This is a genomic window from Streptomyces sp. NPDC055749 (genome assembly GCF_053617235.1).
In genome coordinates this window covers 63,578-75,923 of the sequence record NZ_JBSHFH010000033.1, presented here as the reverse complement: position 1 = coordinate 75,923, position 12,346 = coordinate 63,578, and the positions used below count along the sequence as shown (strand labels likewise).

Annotated in this window: 9 protein-coding genes; all 9 read left to right on the top strand. The window is 70.8% G+C overall.

Annotated features, from left to right (window positions below; all coding sequences use genetic code 11):
* Positions 1–105: 105 nt before the first annotated feature.
* The 9 genes from ACWGO0_RS23845 to ACWGO0_RS23805 all read left to right on the top strand — a co-directional run bounded on the left by ACWGO0_RS23845 (position 106) and on the right by ACWGO0_RS23805 (position 12,171).
* Positions 106–1,425 (top strand): ABC transporter substrate-binding protein, encoded by a 1,320-nt coding sequence (locus ACWGO0_RS23845; RefSeq protein ID WP_453538489.1) that lies wholly within the window; start codon positions 106–108, stop codon positions 1,423–1,425.
* A gap of 88 nt (positions 1,426–1,513) precedes the next feature.
* Positions 1,514–2,392, top strand: coding sequence for a carbohydrate ABC transporter permease (locus tag ACWGO0_RS23840; RefSeq protein ID WP_453538486.1), 879 nt, complete (start codon positions 1,514–1,516; stop codon positions 2,390–2,392).
* Positions 2,389–3,318: a carbohydrate ABC transporter permease gene (locus ACWGO0_RS23835; RefSeq protein ID WP_453538483.1), complete on the top strand. Its 930-nt coding sequence runs from the start codon at positions 2,389–2,391 to the stop codon at positions 3,316–3,318. The genes ACWGO0_RS23840 and ACWGO0_RS23835 overlap by 4 nt, the downstream gene beginning before the upstream one ends.
* The gene (locus tag ACWGO0_RS23830) at positions 3,315–4,109 is read left to right on the top strand and encodes a GntR family transcriptional regulator (RefSeq protein ID WP_453538480.1); all 795 of its coding nucleotides are present in this window, start codon (positions 3,315–3,317) and stop codon (positions 4,107–4,109) included. Before ACWGO0_RS23835 ends, ACWGO0_RS23830 begins: the two co-directional genes overlap by 4 nt.
* Positions 4,110–4,168: 59 nt before the next feature.
* Positions 4,169–5,134, top strand: a complete 966-nt coding sequence (locus tag ACWGO0_RS23825; RefSeq protein WP_453538477.1) for an ROK family protein — start codon at positions 4,169–4,171, stop codon at positions 5,132–5,134.
* A 45-nt stretch (positions 5,135–5,179) separates the two neighbouring features.
* On the top strand, positions 5,180–6,796 hold the full coding sequence (locus ACWGO0_RS23820) for a DUF4127 family protein (protein WP_453538474.1): 1,617 nt from the start codon (positions 5,180–5,182) through the stop codon (positions 6,794–6,796).
* A complete protein-coding gene (locus ACWGO0_RS23815) occupies positions 6,793–8,610 on the top strand; it encodes an FAD-dependent oxidoreductase (protein WP_453538471.1) in 1,818 nt (605 codons plus the stop codon). The genes ACWGO0_RS23820 and ACWGO0_RS23815 overlap by 4 nt, the downstream gene beginning before the upstream one ends.
* A gap of 58 nt (positions 8,611–8,668) precedes the next feature.
* Positions 8,669–9,433, top strand: a complete 765-nt coding sequence (locus tag ACWGO0_RS23810) for an N-acetylmannosamine-6-phosphate 2-epimerase (protein WP_453538536.1) — start codon at positions 8,669–8,671, stop codon at positions 9,431–9,433.
* Positions 9,430–12,171, top strand: coding sequence for a glycoside hydrolase family 38 N-terminal domain-containing protein (locus tag ACWGO0_RS23805; RefSeq protein WP_453538469.1), 2,742 nt, complete (start codon positions 9,430–9,432; stop codon positions 12,169–12,171). The genes ACWGO0_RS23810 and ACWGO0_RS23805 overlap by 4 nt, the downstream gene beginning before the upstream one ends.
* The last annotated feature ends 175 nt before the right edge of the window (positions 12,172–12,346 follow it).

Below are 12,346 nucleotides of genomic sequence, written 5' to 3'. Positions count from 1 at the left end.
AAGTGGTACGGACCACTTGGCCGAACGGTGGCTGCTTCACCGTTCACCCGCTCGTCTTCGTCATCCCTTCTCCGGCCGGTGGTCCGGATCTTTCCTAGGAGCGTCATGCCCTCCAGCAGAGGCATTCGTCTCGCGTCCGTCGCCGTGGCACTCGGCGTCCTGTCGACCGCATGCGGTCTGGGCGGCGCCTCGGGTGGCACCGAGAACGCCGAACAGCAGTCCAAGGGCGCGGGTGGTGCCCTCAAGGGGACCGTCACCTTCTCCACCCTCCAGCTCAAGCCGACGTTCACGAAGTACATCGAGGGCGTCATCGCCTCGTACGAGAAGAAGAACCCGGGCGTCGACGTGAAGTGGCTCGACATTCCCTTCCAGGGTGCGCAGGAGAAGATGACGGCCGATGCTGTCGCCGGCACGCTTCCCGACGTGGTGAACCTGAACCCGCAGTTCGCCCAGGCCCTGGAGGCCAAGGGCCAGTTCGTCGACATGGACGCCGCGGCGAAGGACATCAAGGGGGACTACGTCCCGGGTGCGTGGGACGCGTTCACCGTGCCGGGGCAGAAGGGCTCGTTCGGTATCCCTTGGTACCTGACCTCCGAGGTCACCATGTACAACAAGGGCCTCTTCGAGAAGGCGGGCATGGACGCGGCCAAGCCGCCGGCCACCTTCGACGAGCTGCTCTCCGCGGGCGCCGAGCTGTCGAAGAAGGGCAAGGGGTCCTCGTACGGCATCCATCCGGCCCTGGAGAACCGTTTCATCACGGATCTCGCCAAGCAGGACGTCCCGTTGCTCGACGCGTCGGGCAAGAAGTGGACGTTCAACACGCCCGAGGCGGCCACCTACCTCGGCAAGCTCGTCGACGCCTACAAGAAGGGCGTCTTCCCCAAGGACTCGATCACCCAGGACCACAGCAAGTCGACCGAGGCGTACCAGGCCGGCCGCATCGGCCTGCTTCCCTCCGGTCCCAACTTCCTGACCATCATCAAGGAGAACGCGCCGAAGATCGCCGAGCAGACCGGCGTCGGCCCGCAGATCACCGGTGCTTCCGGCGCCACGAACATGTCCGTCATGGGCCTGCTGGTGCCCAAGTCGAGCAAGAACCAGGCCGCCGCCGTCTCCTTCGCCTCCTACATGGCGAACGCCGAGAACCAGCTGGCGTTCAGCAAGATCGTGACTGTGCTGCCCAGCGTCTCCGAGGCCCTGAAGGACCCGTACTTCACCGAGGCCGGTGACGGTTCCGCCGAGGCCGAGGCCCGGAAGATCTCCGCGGAGCAGATCGCCAAGGGGCGCAACCTGGTGCCCGTGCAGTACGACGAGCGCGTCACCAAGGCCGTCATCGGCAAGGTCCAGCTCGCCCTCCAGGGCAAGCTCAGCCCCCAGAAGGCGCTGGACGAAGCCGTCGAGGCGGCCAACGCCATCACCGGCTGATCCGACGGAAGCCACCGATCCCACAGCGGCGGCAGGGACGCGAACTCCCTGCCGCCGTCCCGCACCACACGCACACCGTGGAGGACCCGTGACCGGCCGACGCTGGTACGCCCCCTGGCTGTTCCTGGCTCCCGCGCTCGCCGTCGCGGTGACGTTCTTCATCATCCCGTTCAGCAACACGGTCATCCTGTCCTTCACCGACGCCAGCACGCTCGGCGGCGGACAGTTCACGGGACTCGCCAACTACCAGCGCCTGCTGTCGGACAGCGAATTCTGGCTCTCACTGCGCAACACCGCCCTGTACGTCGTGGTCGTGGTGCCGCTGCTCGTGGTCCTGCCCCTGCTCGTCGCCGTTCTCGTACAGCGCCGGATCGCAGGCGTCGGCTTCTTCCGCGCGGTGTTCTACTCGCCCGTTGTGGCGTCGATGGTGGTCGCAGGACTCATCTGGTCCTGGCTGCTGTCCAGCGACGGCCTGATCAACTCCCTGCTGCGCGGCCTGCACCTCGTCGCCGAGCCACTGCCCTTCCTCACCGACTCGCGGCTGCTGCTGTTCAGCGCCATGGCCATGACCGTCTGGAAAGGGCTGGGGTACTACATGGTGATCTACCTCGCCGCCCTGGCCAACATCCCGCGCTCGCTGCTCGAAGCCGCGGAGGTCGACGGAGCGGGACCCGTACGCCGCTTCATGAGCGTCACCGTGCCCCTGCTGCGTCCGACCATGGTCCTGGTCGCCACGCTTTCCGCGATCGCTTCCGCCAAGGTCTTCGCGGAGGTCTACACACTCAGCGACGGCAGCGCCGGCCCGGGCGGAGAAGCCCGAACCCTCGTCTACACCATCCGTGAAACGGGGCTCGGCCTGAGCGGAGAGGCCGGATACGCCTCCGCCATGAGCCTGGCGCTGTTCCTCGGCACCCTGGGCCTGTCCGTCTTCGTCACCCGCCTCAACTCCCGGGAGCAGCAGGCATGAGTGCCCCCACCACAACCCCGCCGGCCGACACCGCCCTGCCGATCACGCCCCCCTCGCGCACACCGGCCGCCCCGCTCGCACCGAGGCCGACTTCCCTGCGTCTGCGGGCGGCGGGCGGTACCGGCGTACGGTATCTGCTGCTCCTCGCCGTCCTGGTGATTACGGTGGGGCCCTTCCTGTGGCAGCTCTCCACCTCCCTGAAGGGAGCCGGTGAAAGCGTCTTCGGGTACCCGCCCCAACTGCTGCCGCAACACCCCACTCTGGACCACTACGCATCGGCCGCGCGTACCGTCCCGGTCTTCTCCTACGCACTCAACTCGCTGCTGGTGGCGCTGGGATGCGCCACCACCAACTGTCTGTTCGGGTCGCTCGCGGGCTACGCCCTGGCGCGGATGCAGTTCCGGGGCCGGCGGATCGCCTTCGGGATCTTCCTCGCCACGATGATCATTCCGTTCGAGAGCATCATGGTCTCCGAGTTCCTGATGATGCGCTCTCTGCGCCTCAACGACACGCTCGTCGGCGTGATGCTGCCGATGGCCGTCACCGGCCTTTCCATCCTGCTGTTCCGCAACGCTTTCCTCGGCCTGCCACGAGAGATCGAAGAGGCCGCGGTCCTGGACGGCGCGGGGGAGTGGCAGCGCTACGCGCGCATCGCTCTGCCGTCGGTACGCGGCACGACGGCGGTCGTCGCCATCTTCAGTTTCGTCTTCGCGTGGGACGACTTCCTGTGGCCGCTGATCGTGCTGTCGGACCCCGCCAACTACACGCTCACCGTGGGTATCCAATACCTGTCAGGCACCTTCACCAATGATCAGCGCGTCGTCGCGGCGGGCACCATGATTGCCGTTGTTCCGCTGCTGCTTCTCTTCTTCACCCTGCAGCGGTACTTCTTCCGAGGCGTGGGCGAAGGGGCGGTCAAGGGATGAACACCGACACGGGGACGCACAACGGTGCGGAGACGCACCAGGGGCCGGAGCCCAGTGCCGCGGCGGGCACGCCCGCCGAGCGCGAGCCGAAGCACGAAGCGCTGCGCAATGTCCTCATGGCACTCATCGACGACGGGATGGAGCCGCACGACGCGCTGCCCAGCGAACGCGACCTGATGCAGCGGTACTCCGTCAGTCGCATGACCGTCCGCAGGGCGGTGGAACGCCTCACCCAGGAGGGCCGGGTCTACCGGATCCAGGGCGCGGGAACCTTCGTCGCCGACCCCGCCACCATCAGCAAGACCCTGCACCTCACCTCGTTCTCCGAGGACATCCGCAGTCGGCGGATGGTCCCCGACAGCCGTCTGCTGGTTCTCGAACGCACCGAGGCCGACGTCGATTGCGCCCGCGACCTGTTCGTGGCCCCCGGATCGCCCGTCGTGCACCTGGAGCGACTGCGGACCGCGGACGGCGAACCGATGTGCCTGGAGAACGTCTGGCTGCCCGAAGCGCTGGTACCCGGCCTCGTCGAACACGGCGAACCGCTCAGCCTGTACAGCTGGCTGCAGCAGACCGGCGCCGCACCCGAGAGCGCCGACCAGACCATCCGTGCCACGGTGGTGGGCCCGCGCGAGGCCACGCTGCTCGGCGTACCGCCCCAGTTCCCCGCCCTGCACGTGGAACGGATCACCCGTGACATCCGGGGCCGTGCCGTCGAGCGGGCCATCAGCCTCTACCGCGCCGACCGCTACGACTACCGCCTCACCATCTTCCGGGAGCGACGGACATGACGCCCTGTTCGGCGCCACCGGCACGATTCACCCCATGGGACCGCCATGAGACCGGTGACGTGCGGCTGGGAATCGACATCGGTGGGACCAAGACCGTCGTCGCGGTCCTCACGGCGGACGGTTCCGTCCTCACCCGCCGTCAGGCCCTCACGCCTGCCGCGCAAGGAGCCCGAGCCGTCGTCGATGGGGTCCTGGACCTCGCCACGCGCGCACTGGCCGATGAGGCCGTCGCCGGGTTCCGGCCGACCTCGATCGGTGTGGGTACGGCGGGTGTCGTCGCCCCCGACGGCCGCACCATCGCCTTCGCGACCGAGGCCCTGCCCGGCTGGACAGGTACGCCGCTCGCCACGCGCCTCGAAGAGGCTCTGGGCGTCCCGGCCGTCCTTCTGGGAGACGTCCAGGCGTTCCTGGCGGGTGAGCTGGTCCGTGGTGCGGCGCGCGGCGCCCGGTGCGCCGTCGCGGTCATGGCGGGCACCGGCGTCGGCGGAGCCGTCGCCGTCGACGGCACCGTGCTGCGGGGGAGGCACGGTGCGGCGGGACACCTCGGCCACATCCCCGTCCCCGAAGCCCTCGGCCATAGCTGCCCCTGCGGAGCGGCGGGGCATGTGGAAGCGGTCGCATCGGGCCCGGCCATGGCCGCACTGATGTCCCTGCACCCGGCCCATGCCACCACCACCGATCTGCGCGACGTCGCGGCGGCGGCGGTCCGCGGGGACGACACCGCTCGGCAGATCCTGCGCGGCGGAGGTCAGGCCCTGGGCACCGCCCTTGCCGGTGTGGTGAACACGCTGGACCCGGATGTGGTGGTCCTGGCCGGAGGAGTCTTCGAATCGGGGCCTTGGTACGAGGAAGGGCTGCGTGCCGAACTAGCCCTCCGTGCGCTGCCCCTGCTCCGCAGGGTTCCGCTCGTACGAGCCGCCCTGGGCAGCGACGCCGTACTGATCGGCGCGGCCTCCCTCGCCGGTCAGGGCCGGCCCGCCTCGCTCGCCTCGTACGGCATGGGGAACCCGCCGCCCGCCGGATGAGAACCCGCACCGCCTTCGCACGAACCGAAAGACGAGGAATCCTCCGTGAGCGCCGCCTCCCCGCACACAGGCACTCAGCACCTTCCGCTGCGCATCGCCCTGCTCCCGCTCGACGAACGTCCCGCCTGTTCACGGCTGCCCGCACAGATCGCCGCCGTGGCGGGCGCCGAGCTCCTGCTGCCACCCGCGGACCTCATGCCCCGCCTGCGGGAACCCGGTGACGCGGACGGACTCGGCCGCTGGCTCGCCACGGCGGCCCGGGACGCCGACGCCGCGGTAGTCAGCCTGGAGACGCTCGGTCACGGCGGCCTGATCGCCTCACGCACCCAGCCCTCACCGGTCGCCGCGACCGCCGCCCGCTGGCAGGCACTGGCCGAGATCGCCGCCGCGGGCACCCCCGTGCATGCCGTCACCCTCGTCACCCGAACCCCGGACTCCCCGGACGCGATGGAAGAGCCGGAGTACTGGGACCCGCACGGGCCCGCGCTCCACGCACTGTCCGCCGCACTCCACCGGGCCGAGCAGACCGGGCACCCGGACCCGTACCGAGTGCGAGAACTGGCCGCCGCCCGAGAAAGGGTTCCCGCGTCCATACGCTCCGACTTCACGCGTCGCCGTCTGCGTAACCACGCCCTCAACCTCACCGCCCTCGAACTCGCCGCGGCCGGCGTCCTCGACAGCCTGGTCATCGGCGCCGACGACACCGCTCCCTGGGCCGTGGCGACCGCCGAACTCGAGCAAGTACAGCTGTGGCGCACCCGGCTGGAGGCCGAGGACCGCGTCTCCATCCGGCCCGGAGCCGACGAAGCCACGGCCGCTCTCGTTGCGCGCACCCTTGGCAGCCTGCTCCACGACGGTTCGGTGACGGTACGAATCGAGGCCACCGATACCCGAGGACTCGCTCGCGTCGCACCATACGAGAACGTCCCCGTGGGCGGGACCGCCGCAGGGCAGATCGAGGCCTGCGGAGCACTGGTGCACGAAGGGCCCCACCCCGATCTCCATCTGCTGATCCACACCCCCGACGGGGACGGCGACTGGGCGATGGCCCCGCTGACCCGCCGCTCGGCAACTGCGCAAGGTGCGGCGCAAGCGCTGGCCGACCGCGCGGCCGCTCTGCTGCAGGACGGCCAGGCAGTGGCCGTCGCCGACTGCGCCCAGCCCAACGGCGCCGACCCGCTCCTGGTCGACGCCCTGCTGCGGACCGGACTGGCGCATCGGCTCTCGGCCTACGCCGGATGGAACACGGCCGGGAACACCCTGGGCACCGCGATCGCCCATGGCGTCACCGCCGTCACCGCGCGGAGGGCAGGACGATTCGACGAACGGGCCCATCTCGACCTCCTCGCCCACCGGTTCGTCGAGGACCACGGATACATGACCGCTGTCCGGGCCGAGGCCCGCGAAGCCTTCGGCAGCCTGCCCGGACGCCACGACCATGTCCCCGATGGTCACCCGCTTCTGGAATCCGTCACCGAGGGCCTTTCACGGCACGCCGCCGCCCTGCCCGGCTTCGGCGCACGCGTACGGCCCGGATCGGTCCGGTTGCCATGGCGGCGGACCTTCGAGGTGGACTTCGAAGTCGCTACCGCCATGCCGACAGCTCCTGTCGCCCCTGCCTCGTGCCCGTCCACCCCAGCCCTCGCCGAGGAGATCCGGTGAACCACCCCGCCCCTGAAATCCGTACCCTGCACGCAGAAGTGGCCGTCATCGGGTCCGGTCTCGGAGCCGTCGCCGCCGCCCTCGCCGCAGTCCGGGCGGGCCGCAGCGTGGTTCTCGCCGCCCCACATCGCCGGCTCGGCGGACAGGTCACCACCCAACTGGTGCCCGCCCTCGACGAACACCCGCACGTCGAGACCGGCGGCATATCCGCCGCCTACCGCGCGTTCCGCGATCTCGTGCGGGAACGCTACGACGGTCTCGCCAACCCCGGTGGAGGCTGGGTCAGCCGGCTCTGTTTCGAACCAGTCGCCGCGGAAGCCGCGATCGACGCCCTCCTCGCTCCTCATGTCGCCTCCGGCCGGCTGACCGTTCTCACCGGCATGGCCGCGACCGCCGCGCGCCGGGAGGGCAACCGCCTGGCCTCCGTTCGGCTGGAGGGCCGCGACGTCGCGGTCGAACTCGACGCCGAGGTCTTCTGCGATGCCACGGAAGCGGGCGACCTGCTGCCGCTGGCCGACGCCCCCTGGGTGGTGGGCTCCGAAGGCCAGGATGCCCATGGGGAGTCCCTCGCCCTGCCCGGCGGCCCCCAACCCGCAGCGGTCCAGTCGTGCACGGTCGGTTTCGTCGTCGAACCGACTGCTCCCCACGAGCCGTACGACCCGGTCGGCCCGGCGCCCGAGGGCTACGCCCGCCGGCGCGACAGCCAGCCCTTCACGCTGGAGATCGCGGGCTGGGACGACCGTAGCCACCGCTACCGCATGTTCGAGGACGGCCCCGACGGCCATCCGCCGTTCTGGACCTATCGCCGGCTGCGGGACGGTTCGGCGCTCGGCGGCCCGGACGCGGCTCTCATCAACTGGGCGAGCAACGACTACGCCGACCGCTCCTCCATCGACCATCCCGAAGCGGCCTACGCCGAGGCCAAGCACCTCTCAGCCGCCTTCCTGCACTGGCTGCGCACCGAGTGCCCCCGCGACGACGGCGGCCACGGCTACCCGGAACTGAGACTCGCCCCGCGCATCGCGGGCACCCCCGACGGCTTCGCCGAGGAGCCCTACCTGCGCGAGTCCCGAAGACTCCTCACGGCCACCCCGGTGCGCCAGCAGGACCTGGAGCCCGTCCCCGGCCAGGCACGGGCCGCCAACTTCTCCGACTCCGGCGGCCTGGCCATGTACCACATGGACCTGCACAGCCGCATCGGCCACCCGCGCAGCGCGTACGCCCCCACGGCCCCCTTCCAGGTGCCGCTCTCGTCGCTGGTCGCCGCCTCCCCGGACAACCTGCTCGCCGCCGCGAAGAACCTGGCTGCCACGCAGGTCGCCGCGTCCGCCTACCGGGTGCACCAGGGGGAGTGGGCCGTCGGCGAGGCGGCAGGAGCGCTGGCAGCCCAGGCATGCCTCCGCGCTCTCGCACCCGCGCGCATCGTCGGAGACCGACGCGAACTCACCCTGCTCCAGATGAACCTTGCCGCGGCCGGGGTACCGCTCGCCTGGATCCTCGACGTTCCGGTGGACGACCCGGCCTTCGTGCCGGTGCACCTGCTGGCCGCGGCGGGCGCGCTCACCGGCCGCCGCGCAGGCGACCTCCACATCCGGCCGCAGGACAGCGCGGACGCCGAGGAGCGCCGTGCCCTGCACGCGGCGGCCGGCCGTCTTCTGGGAGACCCGGCCGTCAGCGCCCTCCCCTGCACGAGCTCATCGGACGACGCCGAGAGCTTCGCCGAAGTCGCCGCCACACTCGTCGGCGTCGTGCGGCGCACCCTGGGCGAAGCCACGGGCACGACCGCCCCTGCGGCCGGGAGCCCCCGTGCCTGACACCGCGACCTTCACCACCGAAAGGGACCAGGTGCCCTCGACCACCCCGGTTTCGCAGATCCTGCACAGCCTGTCCGGGGCGCTGATCGTCTCCTGTCAGGCCCTGCCCGGGGAAGCACTGCACGGCGCGGAAGTGATGGCGAGAATGGCCAGGGCGGCCGTGGCGGGCGGAGCGGCGGCAGTCCGGGTCAACAGCCCCGAGGACGTCGCAGCCGTACGCAAGGCCGTATCCGTCCCGATCATCGGTCTCTGGAAAGACGGTGACGAGGGGGTCTACATCACCCCCACCCTCGACCACGCCCGGCAGATCGCCGAAGCCGGGGCGGACCTGGTCGCGCTCGACGCCACCGCCCGGCCCCGCCCCGACGGACTCCCGCTCGCCGAGACGATCGCCGCTCTGCACCGGCTCGGCATCGGGGTCCTCGCGGACGTCTCAACCCACCAGGAGGGTCTCGCGGCAGCGGCGGCCGGAGCGGACGCCGTCGCCACCACGCTCTCCGGCTACACCCCGCACAGCGCACGCCTCGAAGGACCCGACTTCGCTCTCATGACCTCCCTGGCCCGAGCCCTCCACGTCCCGCTGATCGCGGAGGGGCGCATCGGGACACCGGAGGAAGCGGCGCGCGCCCTCGGGCGGGGAGCTCACGCTGTTGTGGTCGGTGGGGCCATCACCCGCCCGACCAGCATCACCGAACGCTTCGCTGCCGCACTCGCCTCCGGCGAACCGAGGCGGCGAAGCCCATCCGCACCCCTCCGATCCGTACCACCCCGATCCGTACCCGCGACTACCTCGTGCCGGACCGCTGAGGAGCCCACCGCATGACCACCGCCCCCAGGCAGCCAGGGACCACGCCGTTCGTGGCAGCACACGGCAGCCGAGCCGGAAGCGAATCAGCGCCCGCGACCACCGAGTGCCATGTCGTCACCCACGTCCACTGGGACCGTGAGTGGTACCGCCCCTTCGAGTCCTTCCGCGCCCGGCTCGTCGAACTCGCCGAACGCGTCTGCGACGAACTCGACGACGCCCGCATGAACTACTTCCACCTGGACGGCCAGACCATCGTCCTCTCGGACGTCGAAGCGCTGCGGCCCGACCTCGCCGACCGGCTGCGTACCCACGCGCGGGCGGGCCGGCTGACCCTGGGCCCGTGGCACGTCCTGGCCGACAACCAGCTGGTATCGGGCGAGAACCTCGTACGCAACCTGCTCACCGCCCGCCGCTGGGCCCCGGCCGCGGGCACTCTCGCCGGGGTCGGCTACTCGCCGGACGCCTTCGGCCACCCCGCCGACCTGCCCCGCCTGCTCCGCGGCTTCGGGATGGACACCGCCCTGGTGTGGCGCGGGGCCCCCGACGGCATGGCCCGATTCCGCTGGCGTTCCCCCGACGGCTCGGAGGTCTTCGCCGTCAACCAGGGCTACCACGGTGCCGAAGTCCTCTGGGCCGGCGGACCCGACACGTCGCCCGTCACCGAGCGGGTCAAGAACTTCCTCACCACCGAGCGCGAACGCCTGCCCGAAGGCCCCTGGCTTCTCATGAACGGCGGCGACCACCTCGCACCGTCCAGCCCCGGTGCCCGCATCCGCGAGGCCGCCGACGGAGCCGCCGCGCTCGGCGCCCACCTGCGCGAAAGCACGCTTCAGGACTTCTTCGACGCAGCCCGTGCTACGGCCGACGCACGCGCCGAGGACGGCACGCCCCTGCCGGTGGTCGAAGGCGAACTACGCCACCCAGCCGGCTACCTGACCTTCATCCTGCCCGGCACACTCTCCGCCCGCACCTATCTCAAGCAGGCCAACGCCTCGGCCCAGAACCTCCTCGAACGCTGGGCCGAACCCGCCCTCGCCCTCCACGCCCCCGGCGACCCCACCTTGCGGGCCGACCTGAACCACGCCTGGGAACTCCTCCTGCGCAACGCCCCGCACGACTCCCTGTGCGGATGCAGCGTCGACGAGGTGCACCGGGAGAACGCCGTCCGCTACGAGCGCGTTCACCAGCTCGGCGAACACATCGTGAGCAGAGCCCTCCTCAGCGCCGGACTCGACACCCGCGCCTACGGAGACCCCGCGCACGACACCACCGACCTGGTCGTCCTCAACCCGCACGGGGACACCGCGGCCGGCCCCGTCGAGACAGACCTCCTCACCGCACCGGGCCGCTACCCGATTGCGCTCACCGACCCCGACAACGCGCCCGTACCCTTCGAAACCGAAACCCTCGGCGCCGAGACCGCCTTCGAGGCAGACCTCGACCTGCTGCCCGACTCCCGCCCCGCCCTGCGCCACCGCCTGCGCTTCAACGCCCCCGCCGTACCCGGCCTGGGCCGCACCGTCCTGCGTGTCCACCTGGGCGACGCCCCGGCCGACGCCACCCTCGCTCGCACAGACGAAGGCGCCCGATCGATCGCGGCGCCCGGCGGCGGCGAACTCACGGCAGCCGGCGACGCCTCGCTGACTCTGGGCCGACCCGACGGCACCGAGCTCGCGGGCCTGGGCCTGCTCACCGACGGCGGCGACAGCGGAGACACCTACAACTACGACCCGCCCCGTCAGGACACCGTCCTCTCACCCCGCCTGACCGCCACCCGCACCCGCGTCTCCGCCGTACGCTCCGTGCTCGAACTCGACGCTGTACTCGACCTGCCGGTTTCCCTCGCCCCGGACCGCTCCCGGCGCAGCGACGACGTCACGCCCATCCCGGTCCGGATCGAGGTCGCCCACTGGACCGGCGACCCCGTACTGCGCTGGCGTATCGCACTGGACAACACGGCGAGCGATCACCGGCTGCGCCTCCACATGCCCACCGCCCGGGGAGCGGCCACCTGGACCGGCGACGGCCAATGGAGCCTCATCGAGCGCCCGGTCCTCCCCGACCTCGGCCCGCTGCCCACCGAGCGTGGGTACGAGGCGGTCTGTGGGTCCGCCCCGGTCCAGGGCATCGGCGCGGTCGGCCAAGGAGCCGACCGAACGGCGCTGTTCGCCCCCGGACTCCCCGAGATGCGCGCCCTGACCGGTACGGAGACGGCTACCGGTGCCGACCAGGAGATCGTCGTCACCCTCCTCAGGTCCGTGGGCTGGCTCTCCCGCTTCGACCTGCGCAGCCGCACCACCGGCGCAGGCCCGATGCTCCCCACACCCGAGGCGCAATGCCAAGGACCGCAGACCTTCGACGTCGGCGTCGCCCTCGGCACCCCGGTAACGGACGACGCCGGACTCGTAGAACTCGCCGCCGGATACCGGACCCCTTTGCGCGCCTGGCAACTGCGCCCCGGCACCACGGACGCACCAGCCTCCGGTGCCGTACACGTGCAAGGCGCCCAACTCACCGCTCTCAAGCCCGCCGAGAACGGTGACGGACTGATCCTGCGCCTGAGTAACTGCACGTCCAGGCCCTGCGAGACGCGAATCGGCGCCCCCGAAGGGGCACTGCTCACTCCATCCCGATTCGACGAGGAACCGACGGGAGAGGCCGCAGTGCGTCAGGGGACGGCGGCAAGTGTGTGGCAGATAGGGCCTTTCGCCACACTGACACTGCGGCTGGCCGCAGGGACCTATAGCGGCTGACACAACTTGGGCCTGTCCGATGGGTCATGTGTGCTGCTCAGGGCCGTGACCTAAAGCGTGTTGCTGAACGCTGCGGCGCGGCCTTCTGCAACACGCGTCAGATGCAATGATCGCGGTATTCACAAACTCCGCCATCGCGCCGATACTGACGCCATCGGATCAATAAGGGACCACA

Coding starts and splice junctions, on each gene's coding strand:
- ACWGO0_RS23845 (WP_453538489.1), top strand. CDS start 106: ATGCCCTCCAGCAGAGGCATTCGTCTCGCGTCCGTCGCCGTGGCACTC.
- ACWGO0_RS23835 (WP_453538483.1), top strand. CDS start 2,389: ATGAGTGCCCCCACCACAACCCCGCCGGCCGACACCGCCCTGCCGATC.
- ACWGO0_RS23830 (WP_453538480.1), top strand. CDS start 3,315: ATGAACACCGACACGGGGACGCACAACGGTGCGGAGACGCACCAGGGG.
- ACWGO0_RS23805 (WP_453538469.1), top strand. CDS start 9,430: ATGACCACCGCCCCCAGGCAGCCAGGGACCACGCCGTTCGTGGCAGCA.